Raw genomic sequence first — 19,296 nt, forward strand, 5'->3', positions numbered from 1 at the left:
GACCACGGGCAACGCACCCGCGCCGGTTTCGGTCACGGGCACCGCCGCCTCCGTGAGAAGCGCCGTGGAGGTCACCGCCCTGATGTCCCGCGTCCGCGGGGACCGGCCAAGGGTCTTTCGTCCTCGGGCGAGCGCCGGGACGGACGGGGCGGCGGGGTCCGGCGGCCCGGGCGGACGGGCACAAGGACTCTTCGGCCGGGCCGGTGCTCAGCCCATGCTGAAGGCGAAAACCCCGCCCCGAGTCCAGGGAGGCGCATGACATGAACGGGTCGGCGAGCCGCGCGCTGAAGTGGTGGCGCCTCGTCGCGCCGGGGCGCGATTCGGTGGCGCGGACCTCCGACCGGCTGCAGGCCGCCCTGGCGTTGACGACGATCCTTCTGGCGCTGGCCGCGATACCGTTCTCCGCCGCGGCGGGCTCCCAGGTCTACGCGGTCCAGAAGCAGCAGTCCGTGCGCGAGCTCGCCGAAGACCGGCAGGCGACCGCGACCCTGCTCGCCGACGGGCCACTCCCCACCGCCGGAGGTCGTGGTGGGGAAGGCGCCGTCCCGGCACCCACCGCGGCCGAGTGGTTCGGCCCCGACGGCCGCCTCCACGCCGGACAGGTCTCGGCGGGTGAAGGCATGCACCGCGGCGACACCGTGGCGATCTGGGTGAACCGCTCGGGTGGCGTGGTGAGCCCACCTCTGCGCGCCCCGGCGGTCGTCGTCAATTCGGTCGCCGCGGCGATCGGGCTGTTCCTGGCGACGTGCGTCGCCCTCGCGCTGGCGTACGCGATCGCGGTGTTCGCACTCAATCGTCGCCGCGCGGGGAAATGGCAGCAGGAGTGGTACGCCGAGCTGGCGAAAAAAGCGCGTTCCTGACGGGCGGACTTTGTGCGGATCGAGCGGTGAAGGGAATTCTGAGATGCGCACCTTGATTGTGTACGAGTCGATGTTCGGTTCCACCGAGGAGCTCGCGCGCGCGGTGGCCGACGGGCTGGGGTCGGCGGACGTGGTGCCGGTCGAGCGCGCGCCGCACGACCTGACCGGGTACGACCTGCTCGTCGTGGGCGCGCCGACCCATGTGCACGGCCTGAGCCGGCCGGCGACCCGCGAGGCCGCGGCCGATCAGGCGCCGGCGGGGACCCGAACGCACGAACTCGGCGCCCGGGAGTGGCTGGGCACGCTCAACGTGCTGCCGCCGGGACTCGACACAGCCGTCTTCGACACGCGCCTCGCCAAAGCGAGGTGGCTCACCGGCTCGGCGGCCCACGCGGCGGCGAAGCTGTTGCGCCGCCTCGGCCACGAACCGGCCGTTCCCCCTGCCAGCTTCTTCGTCGAGGTCAGCGGTGGTGACACGCGGCTCGTCGAAGGGGAACCGGCTCGTGCCGCGGCCTGGGGTGCGGACCTCGCCGCCGTGCGGCAGGCCCGAACCGGCCGGAGCTGACCGGGGGCCGGCGGCCCTTGCCGTCGCGCCGCGGGTAGGTCGTGCTCCGCGTGATCGTCGCGCCGGACACGATCCCGTAGCCGAAACGGTTGCCTGGTCCACTGTGGATCTCCGGGGATCGGGATCGGGTGCCCGGCCGGGAGAGGGAGGGCCGATCGCGGCCGATTTCGTCCTCACGCCAGGGGACTTCCGGCTCTCCCTCGCAACGGCGGGTGGCGGCAACGTGGGTGGTCTCGATCGAAGGGGTGCGATGTCATGAGGATCCTCGTCGCGGTGGCGACCCGGCACGGGGCCACGAGGGAAATCGCCGAGCAGATCGCCGTCGTGGCCGTGGCCGCGCTGGAGGAAACCGGTGCGGGGTCGACCGTGGCCGACGTGGTCGACGCGGAACACGTCGCCTCGCTCGACGGCTACGACGCCGTGGTTCTCGGCAGCGCCGTCTACCTCGGGCATTGGCTGGAGAGCGCGCGGCGGCTCGTGCACGAGCACCGCGAGCAGCTCAGGCGGCTTCCGGTGTGGCTGTTCTCGAGCGGGCCGGTGGGGCGGCCGGATCGAACCGGTGAAGACCCGGTGGACGTCTCCGATCTCCTCGTCGCGTCCGGCGCCCGCGAGCACCGGCTGTTCGGCGGCCGGATCGACCGGGCGCGGCTGAGGTTCCCCGAGCGGGCCGTCGTCACGGCCTTGCGGGTGCGCGACGGCGACAACCGCGACTGGCCGATGATCCGCGCGTGGGCCCGGACCATCGCGGGCGAGCTCGCCGCCGTCTCCGCTCGCGAGCCGCAGGACCGGTGACCGCGTCGTAGCGCTTGCGGGCCGATGCGGCGGAGGAGGGGATGGCGGCCGTCCGGCAGGGAGAGGAGGAGAAATGACCGCGGAGGGCTCTGATGTCATCGTCGTGGGGGTGGACGGCTCGGCGGGTGGCGCCGCGGCCCTGCGCTGGACGCTGTCGGAAGCGAGGGTGAGTGGCCGTGAGGTGGTGGCCCTGCGCGCCTGGACCGTCGATCCGGTGGCCGATCCGGAGTGGGCGACCACCCGGGCGAAGGGCGAAGCGGAAGCCCGCTGTCGGTGGCGGGCCGAGCAGGCGGTCGCCCAGGTCCTCGACGGCGCGGATCCCGTGCCGGTGAGAGTCGAGGCCGTCGAGGGCGCGCCCGGCCCGGCGCTCGTGCGCGCCGCGCGGAACGCGGCCATGCTCGTGGTGGGCAGCCACGGGCACGGCCGGTTGCTGCGCCTGCTGGTCGGTTCGGTGTCCGCCCACTGCCTGCGTGAGTCGCGGTGTCCGGTGGTGGTCGTTCCGGCGCGCACGGCGGAAGAACAGGGGCCGGTGCCCGACTCGGACGTGGCCAGGACGTACCAGCTCGGCCCCCTGTTGTGAGCCGCGGGCGATGGCCCGGCCGCGGACGGGTCCGCACGGTGGCGGCGGCCGACGTGGTGAGCGTTGCCCTCGGCACCCCTTCGGCACGGTCGAGCGCTGTACCGTCGTCCCGTTTCGGCAAGCGCTCGGGCGGTGGGTCGAAGGGGTCGTCGGGCGGCGCTGCCACCTCAGGACGGACCCGGCGACCACGCGCCAAGCCTGGGTGACCGGTGCGAAAGCCCACGCCGCTCGCGTCACACTCGGCTGCAGCGGCCCCTGCGGCGGTCCCGGCGGTCTCGGCCCCAGCGGAAGTAGGCGATCGGCCCGGCGAAGTTCACGGCGATCACCCACGCCCACAGGGGCTTCGGGCCGCGTACCTCGCCGGCCGGCCGCCGTGCGAGGTCCCACCACGCCGCGGCCGCCAGTCCGATCTGGATCACGGCGGCACCGAGCACAGCCGCGCGCCGGCCGGGTGGCAGATCCTTCCACGGGCGCCGATGCGGGTCAGCGCGGGACGAGGTCGCGGCGAGCCTCATCGAGGATCCGTCGGGGTGCTCGCTCACCGCGGCCCGCGATTTCGCGTCAGACATGCGGCCCAGCCTCGCAGTCGCGGGCCGTCGGCGGTAGGGCGTTCGGTCCCCACCGCGGGGACGTTCGGCCAGTGGCCGGAAGTCCCGGGGCGTCGGTGACTTCCGCCCGCAGACCCGGGAACCGGTGGCGAGCACTCTCGGTCGGGTGAAAGTGTCCACGGTCCTGCCGGGCCTGGCGCGGTTGCGTGGCTACCGGCGCGCGTGGCTGCGCGGGGACGTCATCGCCGGCGTCACTGTCGCGGCGTACCTCGTGCCGCAGGTGATGGCGTACGCCGAGGTCGCTCACCTGCCTCCGGTCACGGGGCTGTGGGCGGCCGTCGGCCCGCTCGCGGTGTACGCCTTGTTCGGCACGTCCAGCAGGCTGTCGGTGGGACCCGAGTCGACGACCGCGCTGATGACGGCCGCCGTGCTGGCGCCGTTCGCCGTGGGGGACCCCGGCCACTACGCGACGCTGGCGGCGGTGCTGGCGGTGCTCGTCGGCGGGCTCTGTCTGCTGGCCGGTCTCACGCGGCTGGGGGTGCTGGCGGAGCTGTTGTCGAAGCCGGTGCTCACCGGCTACATGGCGGGCATCGCGGTGCTCATGGTGGCCGGCCAGCTCGGCAACGTCACCGGTGTCCGCGTGGACGGCGACGACTTCCTCACCGACGTGTCGGCGTTCGCGGCCGGGGCGACCGATGCCCACTGGCCCACCATCGCGGTGGCGGCCGCCGTGCTCCTCGTGCTCGTGCTTCTCCAGCGGCTCGTGCCGTGGCTGCCGGGGCCGCTCGTGGCGATCGCGGGGGCCACGGCGGTGGTGGCGGTGATCGGGATCCCGGGGGTCGAGGAGGTCGGCACACTGCCCGCCGGGTTGCCGCCCCCGGTGTCGGGCTTTTCCGCGGCCGAAGTCGGGCAGCTCGTCCTGCCCGCGCTCGGCATCGCTCTGGTCGGGTTCTCGGACAACGTGCTCACCGCCCGCGCCTTCGCGGCCGGGCGGGACGAAGAGATCGGCGCGGACCAGGAGCTGCGGGCCCTCGCGGTCGCGAACGTGTCGTCGGGGCTCCTCCACGGCTTCCCGGTGAGCAGCAGCGGCAGCAGGACCGCGCTGGGGGTGGCGGCGGGCAGCCGGACCCAGGTCTTCTCACTCGTCGCGCTCGGCACCGTGGTTCTCGTCGTCGCGTTCGCCCGGCCGCTGCTGGCCCACTTCCCCAAAGCCGCGCTGGGCGCCCTCGTGATCTTCGCGACCACGTATCTTATCGACCTGCGTGAGTTCCGCCGCTACGGGCGGTTCCGGCGCAGCGAGCTGCTGCTCGCGCTGCTCACCACCGCCGGAGTGCTGGGACTCGGCGTGATCTACGGTGTGCTGGCCGCCGTCGGACTGTCCATCTTGGACCTGCTACGCCGCATCGCCCGCCCGCACGACGGGATCCTAGGCGTCGTACCCGGCCTCGCCGGCATGCACGACATCGACGACTACCCGGACGCGACGGTGGAACCGGGCCTCGTCGTCTACCGCTACGACGCCCCGTTGTGCTTCGCCAACGCCGAGAACTTCCACCGGCGCGCGCTCGCCGCGGCCTCGGGCCCGGTGCGCTGGTTCGTGCTCAACACCGAAGCGAACGTCGAACTCGACGTCACCGCCGCCGACGCCCTCGACCGGCTGCGGGAGGAACTCACCGCCCGCGGCGTCGTGTTCGCCCTCGCACGGGTGAAGCAGGACCTGCGCACCGACCTCGAAGCCGCCGGCATCGTCGAGAAGGTGGGGGAGGACTGTATCTTCCCGACCCTGCCCACTGCCGTCGCCGCCTACCACGCCTGGGCTCCGCGGTGACGCCTTCCGGCCGGCGCACGGTCGCCTCGTCCTCGGCGTCGGGTGAATACGAGCCAGCAACAGGATGAACACCGGCGGTTCCTCGGACGACAACGATGCCACCGCCCGAAACTACCTCAATGTGCGTTGAAAGGCCGACGTTCTGCGGCATACCGCGGAAATGTTCCGCGAGCGCGGTTATCATGCCACGACGATGGAAGATATTGCCGATTCGGCCGAGGTCACCAAGACTACGGTCTAGTACTCTCGTGATTCGGGCTGCTCGCGCCGAGTGCGGCTGTGGACGTCCGTCGACGTTCAGGATCCGATGATCCGGTGCAGCAACGCGGCGAGTTCCACCGGGCGTGACAGGTGGGGGAATGGCCGGACGCGATGCGGTGCACGGCGTTCGTCCGGGTCGCCATGCGTGCTTGCAGTTCGGCGGGCAGCGAGCGGTCTTGTTCGGTGATGACGTAGCTCGAGGGGACGTGCTGCCAGGCCGCGTGGGTCACGCGGTCGGCGAAGGGGCGGTGGAGTTGATCCACGAGAGCCCGGACGGCCCGGTCCGCCTCGGCTTCGGGGAGGTCGTGGTAGAGCTGATCGCGCGGGTCCGCGCTGGTCGGGAACAGACCTTCGGCGCTCTCCGGGTTCGGTGCGCCGTGCAGTGTGTACAGGGAATCTCCGAGGTCCGGCACATAAGCGGCGAGGTAAACGACGTGCTCGACGTCGTGCAGCGCCTGGGTGGCGGGCAGGCCGCCGTAGGAGTGGGCCACCACGACGACCGGGCCGGTGACGGCGTGCACTGCGTCGCGGATGGCTGCGGCGTCGGCGAAGAGGTCGCCGCAGGGGCGCGGGCCGGTGGTCGGGAGCTTCACGCCACGAGTTGCGTAGCTGAGGGCGCCGAGTTCGTTGCGCAGTCGATCGAACGTGGCCGGCTGGTGCCACGCGCCGGGGACGAGAACCAGCGTGGGTATGGTCATGGGGCCTTCTTTCGGGAACATCTTCGGATGTCGATGGCTTCTGCCGCCGCGTCGGTCAGTGTTCTGCCGACATGCGCAGAACCCACCGCAGGAAACTACGGTCATCGCCGATCGGCAAAGCGCGCGCGACGAATACTTCCCGGGAACGCACGGGGGGCTACACGATGGTCACCGCAGGCAAGTAATGCCGCCGTCGGCGCGAAAGTCGTCGTGCCGCGCTCGGGCCCGACTCCTGCGGCGGTCGGTGGCCGTCCCGGGGATCGGCCGAGCGCGGTCGAGATGAAGGAGCGAAGGCAACGTCTTCCGTCCGAGCCCGCGCGTTCACCGGTCGGGCAGGTGGTGCCAGGCGGGGGCGAGAGCCGTCGCCTTCAACTGGGCCACGGTCAACGCCGGATCCCGCCGGGTCGCGGGAACGCCGTACCCGGGTGCGTTGACCGCCACGACCAGCACTCGCAGCCCGGTCGGATCGAGGGTGTCCGCACTCCAAGTCACCGCGCCGGCGCCGCCGTGTGGTGAGGGCGATCGAGTTTCGAGGAGGCGGGTGCCGTCGAGGAGAACCTCTGCTTCGGCGAAGACCCGGGCGATGTCGGCGTCGTCCCTTCGCCAGTGCTGGACGTTCACGGCGACGAGGCTCTTCCCCTGACCGTCGTCGACGGTCACGTGCCCGAAATCGTCGGAGCCGCCGGCATCGTCGATCCGGAGCCGAGGGGGCAGCAAACCCGACAACAGCGTGGTTATCTTGTCGTGGGGGGTGGTGGGACGTTCGCCGAGCGGCGGGGAACCGACCGGTGCGCGGGCGGGGATCGTTGCCAGGAACGGCGCCCAGCGCGACGAGGTGACGATGCCCGCGAGTGCCGTGGAAGAGAGCGGAAGTGCCGGACGCGTCGGTCTGTCAGCCTGGTCGTCGGGCGCGTTGGTCTCGATGAGAAAGATCTGGTTCCCGTCGGCAGTGGTCACCAGCGCGGTGCGACCGAGCACGCCGTTCCCTGGCCGCGCCTGGTCGGCGGGTTGCTCGTCGAGAGTCAGCCGCGTGCCGCCGGCCAGGATTCGGCTCGAGCACTTGCTGTAGGGGTGGTAGGCGGTGTCGGGGCACTGGGCCGACAAGTCGGACGGCCGAACAGCCGACCGGGCCAGGGTGAGCGAGAAAAAAGCGGGGCCGCGTCCGTCGTCGAAAATCAGCCCGGCCGATTTCGCCGGATCACCGCGCGTGTTCCCCTTCGCGGCGGAGGTCGCGGCGGCAACAGCCTGGCCGGTGGGAAGAAGCTCCCGCAACGTCGAGGTGAGCGAGGCGATGCTCGACGAGCCGGGGCCGGTGGAGGCCGAGCCGTGCGGAGCGCCGCACGCACTCACCATGGCGAATATTCCTGCTCCGCAAACGATTTTTCTGAGCTCTCCGCGGGACATGACCTTCACTCACCTGGGCTGGGAAAGGTTTCGAATCTCGAAGCGGGTGACCGATCGCAGCCGGCCACCCGCTTCACTCAGATGACCGCGGTCAGCAGATCCGCGCGGACGAGAGCTTGTCGTTGAAGGCGCCGATGGACCCTTCACGGGTGTGCGCCGGCTCAGGAAGACTGATTCCCCTGAAGTTGTTGTCCACGAAGAAGCAGTAGTCGTGGTCGGATTCGTTGATGATCGAGGAGACCTTGTCCTGGAAGCTGGTGGTGGATCCCACGAACTTGCCGAAGTCGGGCATGGCTTGGCCGTCGCCGATGAGGGCGCCCTGGCCGGAGAAATTCGCGTCGAGGAAGACTTCGACGAATCCGCCGGCGGGTGCGGCGCTGGCCGAAGCTGCGGGAATGGCAACGGACAGAGCGGATACTGCGATCGCCAGGATGGCCAAACGGCGCATGAGCTGGATTCCTTCCGAGGTTATCGGGAAAAGGGCTTCCGCAGTGCTGACTGCGTGATCAAGTTGTACCCCGTTTGCTCGGACGATGTCAGCGGAAGGCTCGTGAATACCGTCCGAAAATGCATGAAGTGGCCATGAGTAATGTTCGATCGTGTAGGTGGTGCAGAAATTGTCTGTCGCCCGTGCGGATCAGGTCGTCGATGAAAAATGACGCCACTGGGTCGGCGTCAGGCCGAATCGGGTGCGAAAGACGCGTTCCATCGTGCGGAGTTCGGCGAAGCCGGCGGCTGCGGCAACCTCGGTGATGTCCCAGTGGTCGTACGCACGATCCGACAGGATCGCGCGGGCAGCCAGGGCACGGTGCTCGCGAATGTAGGCGGCGGGCGTGGTTTCGATCCGATCGAACAACTTGTGCACGTACCGAGGGGAGAGCTGGTGCAGCCGGGCCAGGTCGGCCACGGTCAGCCGGCTGTCGGCGAGGTGTCGGTGAATGTAGGTGCGCAGCATGGCGAGGGTCACGTCCGGGCCGGCCGACTCGGGGGCGACGGTGAGGCCGCGCAGCGTCATGGCGAGAAGGTCCCTGGCGATCACACCGGCGTCCGCCCGCTGGTCGATCGACAGCCCGCCCGCCAGCTCGTACAGGTGCGTCAGGTACCTGGTCAGCAAACCGGTGGAGGGTTGGCCCGAGTTCATCGCGCGGGTGCAGCGCTCACTGACGACCGACGAGCGGGCGGCCAGCAGGTCGCTCGGCATTGCCAAGGTGAGGCTGCATTTTCCCAGGGGGAAACGCACTTCCCAGTCTTGCTGTGCTTCGCAGAGCACGCCTTCGCCCGTGGCTACCTCCGCGACGCGGTCGTGCTGCCGGAACAATGCCCGGCCGGCGGTGATCACGGTGAAGAACACGAGGCCGCTCGACGACGCCTTGGCTCGGAAGGCGGCGAGGTTCGGTGAGCCCGTGTCGTGGGATCTGGACTCGACCAGTGAGACGTCGTGGCCGAGGTGGTGTGAACTGATTTCCCCTGCCGAAAGTTTTTCGGAAATGGTGTCGCTCGTTACGGTTCCGAAGGAATCGCTGAGCACCTGGTGGTAATCAGTGACCGAGGTGATTCTGGTGGGTTCCATGGTCAGGCCCGTCGTGATCGATACCGGTGTCGACTGCGCACCAGGGCAGGCGGCGGACCGGCTCAGCCGTTCGATTGTCCGGGCTTGCTGCCCGTGACCTCAGCGTGAGTGGCGCGGGCGGGCCGGAAGTGACGAGATGTGCCCGGGTGTGCGACATCCTGTGCCACCGTCGGCAGCGCCGTCACGATACGTCGCCGGGGTGATGCCGACGTTCGTGCGGAAGGCCCGGTGCAGCTGCGCGGTTCCCCCGAACCCGGACTGCGCGGCGACCGCTGCCAGCGAGAGATCCGGCCTGGTTCGAAGGAGGTGTCGAGCGCGGGCGACCCGCAGCCGCCGGACCATCGTGGTGAACGACTCGTCGCCGTCGGCGAACGCGCGGAAGAGCGACCGGGGGGACAGGTTGCAGCTGCCTGCCGCGGTCGCGGCGTCCAGCGCCGGATCATGGAGGTGCCGCAGGACGAAGCGGCGGATGCGTTCCTTGGTGAGCGCTGTCGAGGTGGGTTCGGACGCGTCGCCGGCTGCCCGGTCCAGGACCGATTCGAGCATGGCCGCGGCGTGCGGCAGCAGGGCCGCGGTGCCGGGCTCTTCCCGGGCGAGGCCGACGAGGAAGCCGGCGACGAGACGTCCTGGGCCCCGGGCCGTGAGCTCGGTCGCGGTCGCACCGGCGCCGGGTTCACCGGACCCGAGTGTTCGTGGTAAGCGGACGATCACCTGGGAGAATGAGCCCGGGAATTCCATCGTGTACGGACGCGTGCTGTCCAGCACCGTCATCGAGCCCGGGAGGAGCGCGACCGACCGGCCGTCCTGAGCGGCGGAGCAGCGCCCGCCGGTTTGGATGTTGAAGAGCAGGTACTCCTCCGGGTCGAGCGCGATGCGTCGCCGCGTGCGCGCCACCTGCTGTGGTCCGGAGGCGACGGTGGAGAGGCCGATCCCGTCGAGAGCGGTGTGGTCGATCCGCCCGGAAAACGGTGTCGGGCCGGTCGCGCGCGCCGCCACGTGGACGAGCGTGGTGCAGATCACCTCGGACCAATACGCGAACGCGTCAGGTGCCGCGACGTCGTTCGTCGACCACCGCGACGTAGGCTGCTGCACGCTCTTCATGCCCTTCCGAGTGGCGCGATCTTCGCTCGCGACGACCTTGATTTCAGCAATGTACGACAGAAGTCTCGTGGAGTTCGGTGGCGAACAAGCGCGGTGTCTCGAATGGGCAGTCTAGATGCCCGGTGATCAACTCGAAGTTGTTCCGTGGCGGCTCGGGTGGCTGAAAACCCTCTATTCCGAGGCGACGAAAACTGCCCGCAGGCGTCATTTTCCGCACGCCGTGGATCGGGCGCTCCTGGTTGCACGATCGGCCACTCGACGTGCGGCGGTGGGTGCAGTTCTCTCAGTTCGACATCGGTTCAGGTCTCCACGTGTGGTTGGGTCTCATCGGGTACTCCGGTCGACCCCGAACAGCGTTGTCCCGGTCATTCTTCTGGGGGGAAACGAGGAAGAGTGAGTATGGAAGTGCACGTTTTCACGAACCCGCAGCAGGGCTCGACCCACGAGCAGCTCGTCGTGACCGCGAAGGCCGCGGAGGACCTCGGGTTCGACGGGTTCTTCCGTGCGGACCACTACCGCGCGCTCGGGGGCATCGAGGGTTCGTCGGGCGATGCCTGGGTCACGCTGGGCGCACTGGCCGCGGAGACGAGCCGGATCAGGTTGGGCACCTTGGTGACCTCGGCGACGTTTCGCTTTCCCGGCCCGCTCGCCGTCACCGTCGCGCAGGTCGACGAGATCAGCCGCGGCCGGGTCGAATTCGGCTTCGGCACCGGGTACTTCGAAGACGAACACCGCGCCTACGGCATTCCTTTCCCCGTCACGGCCGAACGGTTTGCCCGGTTCGAGGAACAATTGGCGATCCTGACCGGGCTGTGGACCACGCCCGCAGGCGCGACCTTCTCGCACCGCGGCGAGTTCTACGAGCTCACGGACTCGCCTGCCCTGCCGAAGCCCGTTCAGCGCCCCCGGCCACCGATCATCATCGGCGGGCGCGGCCGGAAGAAGACCCCCCGCCTGGCCGCGCGCTACGCCGACGAGTTCAACCTCGCGTTCCCGGCTGTCGAGGAGATCTTCGACCAGGACCTCTACCTGCGAGCCGCCTGTGCCGAGGCCGGTCGTGATCCCGGGACGCTGCGCCGTTCCGCGGTTCTCCTGCTGGCCTGCGGACGCGACCACGCCGAGGTCGCCCGTCGGACCGAAGCCCTTGCCGCGTATGTGCCCGAGGCCTTGGAACACGGCCTCGTCGGGTCGCCGGCGGAGGTGGTGGATCGCATCGGGCAGTTCGCCGACGCGGGCATCACCCGGATCTACCTGCAGACACCGCAGCAGTTCGACCTCGACCACTGGGAGTTCTTCGCGGACGAAGTCCTGCAGCAGGTGAAGTGATGCGGCGTCGAGCGGAGACGATCGCGGACGGAGGTGCTGTCTCGTGAAGCCGTTGATCGGCGTCACCGGTCGCCGGGTCGCGGCGGGGCTGGTCACGGGTGTGTCCGAACGCTTTCGACAGCGGCCGGTCGAGGTGTTCTTCGCCGATTTCGGCAGGCGGGTCACCGAGGCCGGCGGACTGGCGGTGGACCTGCCGTTCGAATCCGGGGAGGCCGGGGTGGTGTCGCGCCTGGACGGTCTGATCGTGACCGGGGGACAGGACGTGCACCCGGCGCGCTGGGGAGGACGGGCACCGCTCGACACCACGACCGATCCGCGGTGGCAGCCGAACGCGCCCGACGCCGCGCGTGACGACTACGAGGTGGCGCTGCTCGAAGCCGCGCTGGGTTCCGGGATCCCGATTCTGGGAGTCTGCCGTGGCCACCAGTTGCTGAACGTGGTGCTCGGGGGAACACTGATCGAGCACCTCGACGCTGGGGCGATCCTGCACGACTCCGCGCGCGCCGCGCCGTCGGCGGGCGACTTGTCCCATTTGGTCGAGTTCCTTCCCGGTTCTCTCGCACACCGCGTACACGGTCGGTCCCGGATCACCAATTCCTGGCACCACCAGGCGGTGGCCGGACTCGGTGGGGGAGTCGTGGCCTCCGGTCACACCGCGGACGGCGTGGTGGAGGCGATCGAGGTCGCGGGCAGACCGGTCCTGGGGGTCCAGTGGCATCCCGAGTGGATGCCGGGTGTCGAGCCGGCGTTCGGCTGGCTGGTCGCCGAGGCGTCCGCTTCGGGTGCCCGCCGGTGACGCCCGATGGCAGGTAGTGCGGCCCTCGCAGCGGATCAGGAGCGCGCGAGGAGCCCGGCGAGCGTCGTCTTCAGGATCTCGCCGTACATCACGGGGAAGTCGACGCGCGCGCGTTCGAGGCGCGGGTCCGCGGTGGCTTCGGCGATGGCCGGTGTCGGGCAGCTGAAAGGCCAGAGGCCCACCAGCGACACGACGGCGTACTCCGTCAAAGTGAGCGCGTCATCCTCGGTCAGGGCGGGTACGCGGTCCCGGATCAGTGTTGCCAACCTGGTCCGGTGTTCGAGGTCGATGAGTTTGTAGACCAGCACGGTTTCGGCGCTGACGTTGCGTTCCAGCACGTTGGGCAGCAGGCTCCACAGCTGGCACAGGACCTGCCGCGCCGCGAGCGACCCGGCCCAGGCCGCCATCGCCTGCTCGGGCTCGCACGGCGGTTCCGGCAGTTCTTCGCTGAGCGCGTCGAGCCAGGCGAGGCGCTGCCGGTTCAGGAGCTCGAGAAAGACTCCCTCTCGGGTCTCGAAGTACCGGACCACGTGGGTCTTCGACACGTTGAGCTGCCGCCCGAGTTCGCGGAGACTGATCTCCTCCGCCGGAAGGTCGGCCAGAAGAAGCTCGGCAGCGTCGAGGATCTCCTGCCGTCGCAGCTCTCGCTGTTCAGGTCGTCGTGCCCGTTGGAAGGCCGGGACCTCCACGTCGTCCATCACTTCTCCTCGTACTCCGTAGGACCGGTGCCCAGGATAGCGGTCCACTGAACACTTGTTAGGTGTCCAGCGGACCGGTACGGTGCCCATGATAGCAGTCCGGTGGACACGTAACGAGAGGGAAGGTTCCGGTGATCGATTTTTCCGAGCTCTATGTGGGAGGAAGGTGGGTCGCTCCGGCCTCCGATGACGTGCTGGAAGTGCGTTCGCCTCACGACGGTGCGCTGGTGGGGACCGCGCCCCATGCGGCTCCGGCCGACGTCGACGCAGCGGTCGTGGCCGCTCGCTCCGCGTTCGACGAGGGCTCGTGGCCGCGGCTCGACCCCGGCGAGCGGCGCGTGGTTCTGGAGCGCTTCATGCGGTTGTACGCCGCTCACGGGGAAGAGCTGGCGGCGCTGGTCACTGCCGAAAACGGCACTCCGCTGTGGTTCACGCGCTGGACGTCGGCAACGGGAGTGCCGGCACAGACCGAGGCCTACCTGCGCGCGGCGGCGGCGCTCGATTGGGAGGAGCAGGTGGCCGTTTCCGGCGCCGGCCGCACGCTGCTGCGTCGCGAGGCGGTGGGGGTTGTCGCCGCGGTGATCCCGTGGAACGCGCCGCAGCAGTCGGCGCTGGTCAAGCTGGTCCCCGCCCTGCTCGCGGGCTGCACGGTGATCCTCAAAGCCTCCCCGGAGACGGCGCTCGACGCGCTCGTGCTGGCGCGCATCTTCGACGACGCCGGGTTCCCCGACGGGGTGATCAGTGTTCTCCCCGCGGGCCGGGAGACCAGTGAGTACCTGGTCGCGCACTCCGGTGTGGACAAGGTCGCCTTCACCGGATCGACCGCGGCCGGAAGGCGGATCGCCGCCGTTGCGGGAGAGTAGCTCAAGCGGGTCAGCTTGGAACTGGGAGGGAAGTCCGCCGCGATCGTCCTCGAGGATGCCGACCTGCCGGCGGTGGTGGCCGGTCTCAAGGGGCTGTCATTCGGAAACAACGCGGAGAACTGCGTCGCCCACACCCGGATCCTTGCCCCGAGGAGCCGCTACGAAGAGGTCGTGGGCGCGCTCGCGCCCATGGTGGCCGGACTGGTCGTGGGTGACCCCGCCGACCCCGAGACGTTCATCGGCCCCATGGTACGAGCCGATCAGCAGCGCCGGGTCCGCTCCTACATCGAGCTCGGCGTCGCCGAAGGCGCCCGGCTCGTGGTGGGTGGCCCGGAAGCGCCGACCGGGCTCGAGAGCGGTTGCTACGTTCGCCCGACGTTGTTCGCCGACGTGGACAGCGGCATGCGCATCGCCCGGGAGGAGATCGTCGGCCCCGTGCTGGTCGTGATCCCTTTCGACGACGAGGAGGACGCCGTCCACATCGCCAACGACTCGGAGTACGGCCTTGGCGGCGGTGTGTGGACCGAAGACGCCGAGCGCGGGCTTGCCGTCGCCCGCCGGATCCGCGCGGGATGGCTGTCGGTGAACGGCGCCACCCCGACCTACGACGGCGCGTTCGGCGGGTTCAAGACAGTGGCCTCGGTCGCGAGTTCGGTGCCGCCGGTCTTGCCCAGTACGTCGAGTACAAGACCATCGCGGTCTGAGGACGAGGTCGGCTGCGGGGATCGCCTTGTGCCGAGGGCTGCGCTGAGAGTTATGCTCTAATGATAATCCTAATTAGCGATGGGCGGGAAGGCTGGTGTCCACCCGTGAATGAAGTGTTGCTCTTCGGGCTTCCGTGCGCGCTTTGCGGGCGACCGGCTGTCGCCTTCTCGTCCGCTGTGGGCACGCTGCACCGAGGCTCGGTGTGTCGGACCAACGAATCTTCCCCGGTTGTCGCCGTGCCGGAGGATCGACGGGGGGTGGCGGTGGTGCCGTGGCCGCGGGCGGAGCCCCGCTGGTCTGGACACGCTCATTATATGGGTCAATGATAGGAGCAATGGTCCCGATGGACCGAGCCTGCTTGACCTGAACGGGAGCAATGATGCTCGACAAGACGCGGCTCGACGCGAAGCGGCTGGACAAGAAGCTGAGAGGGCTGCTCGCCGGTCTTCTCGTGGCCCTGCTGGCGTCGGTCTCGGCCTGCGCCGGCACGGGCGACGGGCCTGCGGCCACGATCCGGATCGCCGTGCAGCAGCAGAACTTCTCGACGATTCCGTTGACGCTCGCCCAGGACCTGGGCTTCATGCGAGACGAGGGCCTGACGCTCGACACCACGGTCGGTCAGGCGACCAGCACGATGACCGCCGGTCTGCTCGGGGGTTCGTTCGACCTGCAGATCGGTGGCGCCGAGCTGCTGGTCGCGCGAGCCCAAGGCGCGCCGCTGGTCGCGATCGCGGGGATGTGCAACGCCCCGGTCTGGAGCGTGGTCGCGAAGCCCGGGATCACGAGCCTGGGCGACCTTCGGGGGAAGACCATCGCGACATCCGGACCCGATTCCGTGTCCACGGTGGCGTTCGTGGCCACCCTGAAGCACCTCGGCGTGCAACCGGACTCCTACCATCAGATCACGGCCGGTGGGACGGCGGAGCGTTACACCGCCGTACGCAACGGCCAGGCGGACGCCACGATCCTGTCGTCGCCCCTGGAGTTCCAGGCCGGTGAGCAAGGTCTGAAGAACCTGGGCTCGCTGACTGACGCGTTGCCGCGGTTCGTGGCCGGGTTCGTGGCGACGACCGAGGCGTACGCGGCGAAGAACGCAGCCGGCCTGCAGCGGTTCTCGCGAGCGTGGGTCCGCACCCTGCGCTGGATGCACGATCCGGCGAACGCGAGTGACCTCGTGACCCGCGTGGCGCGGATCCTCAAAACGCCGGAACCGGTGATCCGGCAGGCCTACCAGTACTGGCTGACCGGTCCGCGGGCTTCGGTGCTGTTCCCGGCCGACGGGAAGATCGACCCGGCGGCCCTCGACGGCTCCGCGCAGGCATTCGTCGACAACGGCTCGCTGAAACCCGGCCAAGCCGACCTGACCGGGTTCATCGTGAACGACTACCTCGACCAGGCGGCGAAACACTGATGGCCACCGCGGAAACGGTGCGCGCAGGGCGGCGCGTTGCGGCACGCGGACGCTCACGCGGCCGGAGGACCGGTACGTGGGTCGGGGTGGTCTCGGTGCTCGGCGGGCTCGCGCTGTGGGAGGCCGTGGTGCGCCTCTCGGGGGTCAGTTCTCTGATCCTGCCTGCTCCGTCGAAGATCGTGGGAGCGTTCGGCGAACTCGCCGAGAGTGGCGATCTGTGGCTGGATCTGAACACCAGCCTGCGGCAGTTCGGCGCGGGCTTCGCCATCGCCGGTGCGCTGGGTGTGGTGTTCGGCCTGGTGATGGGCCAGGCCCGGTACGTGCGATACGCGTCGGAGCCGTGGGTGCTGGCCCTCTACGCGACGCCGAGTATCGGGCTTGCCCCGCTCTTCATCATCTGGCTCGGGTTCGGCTTCCCGGCCAAGGCGTTCATCGTGGCGCTGATGGCGTTCTTCCCGGTGGTGATCAACACTCTGTCGGGGGTGGAAAGCCTGGCGAGGGAGTGGACCGACGTCGCGACCTCGTTCAAGGCCGGCCCCGTCGAACGCTTCCGGAAGGTGGCGTTCCCGGGTGCGCTGCCGGCCATCTTCACCGGCCTGCGCCTCGCCGTCGGGCGTGGCCTGGTCGGCATCGTCGTCGCGGACTTCTTCGGTGCGCAGCAGGGGCTGGGTTTCCTGATTCTTCAAGGGGCTCAACGGTTCCGCACGACCGACGTGTTCGTCGGCACGATCCTGCTGGCCGCGCTCGGCGTCATCCTCACCGCCCTGCTGCGCTTGGTGGAGCGCAGGACCTGCCCGTGGAGGCTCGATGTGTCCTGAAGTCGTCGCCCGCCCGGACTTCGGCGGGGCGAGTGTCGCGCTCGGCGGAGCCGGCTTGACGCTGGCCGGGATCGGCAAGGACTTTCCGGACCGCTCCGGCGCACCGGGCGGTCTGATCGCGCTCGACGGCGTGGACCTGACCGTGCGGCCGGGCGAGTTCGTGGCCGTGGTCGGCCCGTCGGGGTGCGGGAAAACGACGCTGTTGCGGCTCATCGCCGGGATGACCGACCCGAGCCGCGGCTCGATCGTGGTCGGTGCCGGCGAAGTTCGTGACGCGCGCACCGGCTTCGTGTTCCAGCACGCGAGCCTCTACCCGTGGCGCACGGTGCTGCAGAACGTGGCGTTCGGCCTGGAACTGCGCGCGCGGGAGCCCCGGCGAAGCCGCCGGACGCGCCGCGCGGTGCGGGCCCGGGCGGCCGAACTGGTGGAGCTGGTCGGGCTCGGTGGCTTCGAAAGCTATTTCCCGCACCAGATCTCCGGCGGGATGCAGCAGCGGGCGAACCTGGCGCGAGCGCTGGCCATCGCCCCGGAGTTGCTGCTGATGGACGAGCCGTTCAGCGCGCTCGACGCGCAGACTCGTGAGGAGCTGCAGATCGAGTTGCAACGGATCGCGGTCGAGGCGAACACCACCACCGTGTTCGTGACCCACGACATCGGCGAGGCCCTCTACCTCGCCGACCGGGTCGTCGTGCTCACCGGCAGACCCGGCCGGATCAAAGAGGTGCTCACGTGCCCGACGGCGCGGCCTCGACCGCTGTCTTATCAGGTGTCGCACGAGTTCCTCGGCCTCCGTGATCGGGCCTGGTCGCTCGTCCACCGGGACTGAGCTCCAGCGCCGCCGGTCCCGGTGCGCGACGTCTTCACTCGTTCGCTCGGACGTCCACCGGGCCCGGAGTGACGTGCCGCGGTGCCGCTGCGGAACATCTTGACTTATTTGCTCCTATGATTAACCTATACATCAACCGGCAAGGAAGCCGTGGTCGGCCGGGTCGTGGCCACCGCGGTCCGGGCAAGGGAGGACGCTGATGCTGCAGCCAGACGTCAACGAGCGGTACAGCCGCGTGGGGCCGGGCACGCCGACCGGCGCGTTGTACCGGCGCTACTGGCTCCCGGTGGCGACCGAGACCGAAATCGCGGAGAACCCGGTGAAGCCGGTGCGGGTGCTCGGGGAAGACCTGGTCCTGTTCCGCACCGAGTCCGGCGAGCTGGGTCTCGTCGCGCAGCGGTGCCCGCACCGCGGCGCGTCACTCGCTTACGGGTTCCCCGACGGCGCGGGGCTGCGCTGTCCTTACCACGGCTGGAAGTTCTCGCCGCAGGGCGAGTGCCTCGAGCAGCCCAACCAGATCCCGCCCTCGACACAGCTGCGCACCCGCGCCCGGACGACCGGCTACCCGGTTCGCGCGCTCGGCGGCCTGGTGTTCGCCTACCTCGGCAAGGGGGAGGCGCCCGCGCTGCCGCGCCTGGACCTGTTCACGCTGCAGGAAGGGCAGACCCGCTTTCGCGACATCGGCTACGCGGTGATTCCGTGCAACTGGCTGCAGATCATGGAGAACTCGTTCGACCCGACGCACGTCGAATGGCTGCACGGCCGGTTGTTCAACTACCACCTCGAGCGCGCCGGTGAAGAACCGACGGTGCTCGGCGGGCACCACATCAAGATCGGGTTCGACCTCGTCGACTACGGCATCATCAAACGCCGGCTGCGCGAGGGCCAGACCGAGGACGACGAGGACTGGAAGGTCGGTCACCCCGTCTACTTCCCCAACGTCCTCAAGGTCGGCGGCCACGGCCTCAGCTCGTTCCAGATCCGGGTGCCCGTAGACGACACGCACACGCTGCACTTCTGGTACTGCTGGTACGACGTGCCCGACGAGTTCGCGCACCTGGTCGAGGAGATCCGGGCACTGCCGGACACCTACGAGGTGACGCTGCAGGACCAGAACGGCACCTTCCTCATGGACACGATCGACTCGCAGGACGCGATGGTGTGGGTGACCCAGGGCGAGCTCACGAACCGCGACGACGAGCACCTCAGCTCCTCGGACCAGGGCATCGCCTTGTACCGCAACCTCTTGCGCAGCCAGCTGCAGGAAAACGAGACCGGCGGCACCGTGATGAACGTGCGGGCCGACGGGCGGCCTGACGAGATCATCGAGCTCCCGCAGGAGAAGAAGGAGCTCGGCATCGGTGGCGGCGGGCGCAACCCCCTGGCTTCCTTCCTGCGCACGCAAGGCGTGTACAGCGCCCGGCTGAGCGCGCTGTCGCAGCGCATCGACGCCGCGCTGCGGAAGGTCGGCTGAGCCGGCCGTGTCCGGGAACGACGCGGCCCGCGACTCGGCCACCCCCTCTGTCGCCCGGCCGACCCCGCGCGGCGCGCCCCACTCGGCCCCCGACGGCGGCTGTCCGAACGGCCATCGCGCCGCGGCGACCGGCACCTGTCCGGCGTGCGGTGAATGGCTGCCCACGGCGTGG

General features: G+C 69.7%; 19 protein-coding genes and 1 pseudogene. 13 read left to right on the forward strand and 7 right to left on the reverse strand.

Going from position 1 to position 19,296, the window contains the following annotated elements:
- The first annotated feature begins 260 nt into the window (after nucleotides 1-260).
- The 4 genes from VSH64_RS08715 to VSH64_RS08730 all read left to right on the forward strand — a co-directional run bounded on the left by VSH64_RS08715 (nucleotide 261) and on the right by VSH64_RS08730 (nucleotide 2,797).
- The gene (locus VSH64_RS08715; RefSeq protein ID WP_326834997.1) at nucleotides 261-860 is read left to right on the forward strand and encodes an Rv1733c family protein; all 600 of its coding nucleotides are present in this window, start codon (nucleotides 261-263) and stop codon (nucleotides 858-860) included.
- Between the two features lie 43 nt (nucleotides 861-903).
- Nucleotides 904-1,425 carry a flavodoxin family protein gene (locus VSH64_RS08720; protein WP_326834998.1) on the forward strand — a complete coding sequence of 174 codons (522 nt, stop codon included), beginning with the start codon at nucleotides 904-906 and terminating at the stop codon, nucleotides 1,423-1,425.
- A gap of 255 nt (nucleotides 1,426-1,680) precedes the next feature.
- Entirely contained in the window at nucleotides 1,681-2,217 is a 537-nt protein-coding gene (locus VSH64_RS08725) for a flavodoxin domain-containing protein (protein ID WP_326834999.1), read from the forward strand.
- Between the two features lie 73 nt (nucleotides 2,218-2,290).
- Nucleotides 2,291-2,797 (forward strand): universal stress protein, encoded by a 507-nt coding sequence (locus tag VSH64_RS08730; protein ID WP_326835000.1) that lies wholly within the window; start codon nucleotides 2,291-2,293, stop codon nucleotides 2,795-2,797.
- A gap of 233 nt (nucleotides 2,798-3,030) precedes the next feature.
- Here the strand turns inward: VSH64_RS08730 and VSH64_RS08735 are convergent, their stop codons facing one another.
- Nucleotides 3,031-3,366, reverse strand: coding sequence for a PLDc N-terminal domain-containing protein (locus tag VSH64_RS08735; RefSeq protein WP_326835001.1), 336 nt, complete (start codon nucleotides 3,364-3,366; stop codon nucleotides 3,031-3,033).
- A gap of 145 nt (nucleotides 3,367-3,511) precedes the next feature.
- On the opposite strand from VSH64_RS08735, the gene VSH64_RS08740 reads away from it, so the two are divergent.
- Both VSH64_RS08740 and VSH64_RS48470 read left to right on the forward strand, forming a co-directional pair.
- Nucleotides 3,512-5,173, forward strand: a complete 1,662-nt coding sequence (locus VSH64_RS08740; protein ID WP_326835002.1) for a SulP family inorganic anion transporter — start codon at nucleotides 3,512-3,514, stop codon at nucleotides 5,171-5,173.
- A gap of 160 nt (nucleotides 5,174-5,333) precedes the next feature.
- Nucleotides 5,334-5,414 (forward strand): helix-turn-helix domain-containing protein, encoded by an 81-nt coding sequence (locus VSH64_RS48470; RefSeq protein WP_407655679.1) that lies wholly within the window; start codon nucleotides 5,334-5,336, stop codon nucleotides 5,412-5,414.
- Here the strand turns inward: VSH64_RS48470 and VSH64_RS08745 are convergent.
- The 5 genes from VSH64_RS08745 to VSH64_RS08765 all read right to left on the reverse strand — a co-directional run bounded on the left by VSH64_RS08745 (nucleotide 5,404) and on the right by VSH64_RS08765 (nucleotide 10,207).
- Entirely contained in the window at nucleotides 5,404-6,132 is a 729-nt protein-coding gene (locus tag VSH64_RS08745) for an alpha/beta hydrolase (RefSeq protein ID WP_326835003.1), read from the reverse strand. The genes VSH64_RS48470 and VSH64_RS08745 overlap by 11 nt on opposite strands.
- A 321-nt stretch (nucleotides 6,133-6,453) precedes the next feature.
- Nucleotides 6,454-7,536, reverse strand: a complete 1,083-nt coding sequence (locus VSH64_RS08750) for a hypothetical protein (RefSeq protein WP_326835004.1) — start codon at nucleotides 7,534-7,536, stop codon at nucleotides 6,454-6,456.
- A 91-nt stretch (nucleotides 7,537-7,627) separates the two neighbouring features.
- Nucleotides 7,628-7,984 (reverse strand): peptidase inhibitor family I36 protein, encoded by a 357-nt coding sequence (locus VSH64_RS08755; RefSeq protein ID WP_326835005.1) that lies wholly within the window; start codon nucleotides 7,982-7,984, stop codon nucleotides 7,628-7,630.
- 189 nt (nucleotides 7,985-8,173) lie between these two features.
- Complete coding sequence (locus VSH64_RS08760) at nucleotides 8,174-9,106, reverse strand: AraC family transcriptional regulator (RefSeq protein ID WP_326835006.1); 933 nt, start codon at nucleotides 9,104-9,106, stop codon at nucleotides 8,174-8,176.
- A gap of 99 nt (nucleotides 9,107-9,205) precedes the next feature.
- Nucleotides 9,206-10,207 carry an AraC-like ligand-binding domain-containing protein gene (locus VSH64_RS08765; protein ID WP_326835007.1) on the reverse strand — a complete coding sequence of 334 codons (1,002 nt, stop codon included), beginning with the start codon at nucleotides 10,205-10,207 and terminating at the stop codon, nucleotides 9,206-9,208.
- A gap of 399 nt (nucleotides 10,208-10,606) precedes the next feature.
- Here VSH64_RS08765 and VSH64_RS08770 point away from each other — a divergent pair, with 399 nt between their 5' ends.
- Both VSH64_RS08770 and VSH64_RS08775 read left to right on the forward strand, forming a co-directional pair.
- Nucleotides 10,607-11,533: an LLM class F420-dependent oxidoreductase gene (locus VSH64_RS08770; protein ID WP_326835008.1), complete on the forward strand. Its 927-nt coding sequence runs from the start codon at nucleotides 10,607-10,609 to the stop codon at nucleotides 11,531-11,533.
- Between the two features lie 43 nt (nucleotides 11,534-11,576).
- Complete coding sequence (locus tag VSH64_RS08775; protein WP_326835009.1) at nucleotides 11,577-12,329, forward strand: gamma-glutamyl-gamma-aminobutyrate hydrolase family protein; 753 nt, start codon at nucleotides 11,577-11,579, stop codon at nucleotides 12,327-12,329.
- A gap of 35 nt (nucleotides 12,330-12,364) precedes the next feature.
- Here the strand turns inward: VSH64_RS08775 and VSH64_RS08780 are convergent, their stop codons facing one another.
- Nucleotides 12,365-13,027 carry a TetR/AcrR family transcriptional regulator gene (locus VSH64_RS08780; protein WP_326835010.1) on the reverse strand — a complete coding sequence of 221 codons (663 nt, stop codon included), beginning with the start codon at nucleotides 13,025-13,027 and terminating at the stop codon, nucleotides 12,365-12,367.
- Between the two features lie 227 nt (nucleotides 13,028-13,254).
- Here VSH64_RS08780 and VSH64_RS08785 point away from each other — a divergent pair.
- From VSH64_RS08785 to VSH64_RS08805, 5 genes and pseudogenes are all read left to right on the forward strand, one after another.
- Nucleotides 13,255-14,655 (forward strand): annotated as a pseudogene (locus VSH64_RS08785) (aldehyde dehydrogenase family protein).
- A gap of 319 nt (nucleotides 14,656-14,974) precedes the next feature.
- The gene (locus VSH64_RS08790) at nucleotides 14,975-16,006 is read left to right on the forward strand and encodes an ABC transporter substrate-binding protein (protein ID WP_326835011.1); all 1,032 of its coding nucleotides are present in this window, start codon (nucleotides 14,975-14,977) and stop codon (nucleotides 16,004-16,006) included.
- Nucleotides 16,007-16,092: 86 nt separating this feature from the next.
- Nucleotides 16,093-16,824, forward strand: a complete 732-nt coding sequence (locus tag VSH64_RS08795; RefSeq protein ID WP_326835012.1) for an ABC transporter permease — start codon at nucleotides 16,093-16,095, stop codon at nucleotides 16,822-16,824.
- On the forward strand, nucleotides 16,814-17,650 hold the full coding sequence (locus VSH64_RS08800) for an ABC transporter ATP-binding protein (RefSeq protein WP_326835013.1): 837 nt from the start codon (nucleotides 16,814-16,816) through the stop codon (nucleotides 17,648-17,650). Before VSH64_RS08795 ends, VSH64_RS08800 begins: the two co-directional genes overlap by 11 nt.
- Before the next feature lie 199 nt (nucleotides 17,651-17,849).
- Nucleotides 17,850-19,124: an aromatic ring-hydroxylating dioxygenase subunit alpha gene (locus tag VSH64_RS08805; RefSeq protein WP_326835014.1), complete on the forward strand. Its 1,275-nt coding sequence runs from the start codon at nucleotides 17,850-17,852 to the stop codon at nucleotides 19,122-19,124.
- Nucleotides 19,125-19,296: the final 172 nt, after the last annotated feature.

Source organism: Amycolatopsis rhabdoformis, assembly GCF_035918295.1.
Lineage (GTDB): Bacteria > Actinomycetota > Actinomycetes > Mycobacteriales > Pseudonocardiaceae > Amycolatopsis > Amycolatopsis rhabdoformis.

Coding starts and splice junctions, on each gene's coding strand:
- VSH64_RS08755 (WP_326835005.1), bottom strand. CDS start 7,984: ATGCGCCGTTTGGCCATCCTGGCGATCGCAGTATCCGCTCTGTCCGTT.
- VSH64_RS08765 (WP_326835007.1), bottom strand. CDS start 10,207: ATGAAGAGCGTGCAGCAGCCTACGTCGCGGTGGTCGACGAACGACGTC.
- VSH64_RS08735 (WP_326835001.1), bottom strand. CDS start 3,366: ATGTCTGACGCGAAATCGCGGGCCGCGGTGAGCGAGCACCCCGACGGA.
- VSH64_RS08780 (WP_326835010.1), bottom strand. CDS start 13,027: ATGGACGACGTGGAGGTCCCGGCCTTCCAACGGGCACGACGACCTGAA.
- VSH64_RS08760 (WP_326835006.1), bottom strand. CDS start 9,106: ATGGAACCCACCAGAATCACCTCGGTCACTGATTACCACCAGGTGCTC.
- VSH64_RS08790 (WP_326835011.1), top strand. CDS start 14,975: ATGCTCGACAAGACGCGGCTCGACGCGAAGCGGCTGGACAAGAAGCTG.
- VSH64_RS08745 (WP_326835003.1), bottom strand. CDS start 6,132: ATGACCATACCCACGCTGGTTCTCGTCCCCGGCGCGTGGCACCAGCCG.
- VSH64_RS08725 (WP_326834999.1), top strand. CDS start 1,681: ATGAGGATCCTCGTCGCGGTGGCGACCCGGCACGGGGCCACGAGGGAA.
- VSH64_RS08730 (WP_326835000.1), top strand. CDS start 2,291: ATGACCGCGGAGGGCTCTGATGTCATCGTCGTGGGGGTGGACGGCTCG.
- VSH64_RS08720 (WP_326834998.1), top strand. CDS start 904: ATGCGCACCTTGATTGTGTACGAGTCGATGTTCGGTTCCACCGAGGAG.
- VSH64_RS08800 (WP_326835013.1), top strand. CDS start 16,814: ATGTGTCCTGAAGTCGTCGCCCGCCCGGACTTCGGCGGGGCGAGTGTC.
- VSH64_RS08805 (WP_326835014.1), top strand. CDS start 17,850: ATGCTGCAGCCAGACGTCAACGAGCGGTACAGCCGCGTGGGGCCGGGC.
- VSH64_RS08770 (WP_326835008.1), top strand. CDS start 10,607: ATGGAAGTGCACGTTTTCACGAACCCGCAGCAGGGCTCGACCCACGAG.
- VSH64_RS08715 (WP_326834997.1), top strand. CDS start 261: ATGAACGGGTCGGCGAGCCGCGCGCTGAAGTGGTGGCGCCTCGTCGCG.
- VSH64_RS08750 (WP_326835004.1), bottom strand. CDS start 7,536: ATGTCCCGCGGAGAGCTCAGAAAAATCGTTTGCGGAGCAGGAATATTC.
- VSH64_RS48470 (WP_407655679.1), top strand. CDS start 5,334: ATGTTCCGCGAGCGCGGTTATCATGCCACGACGATGGAAGATATTGCC.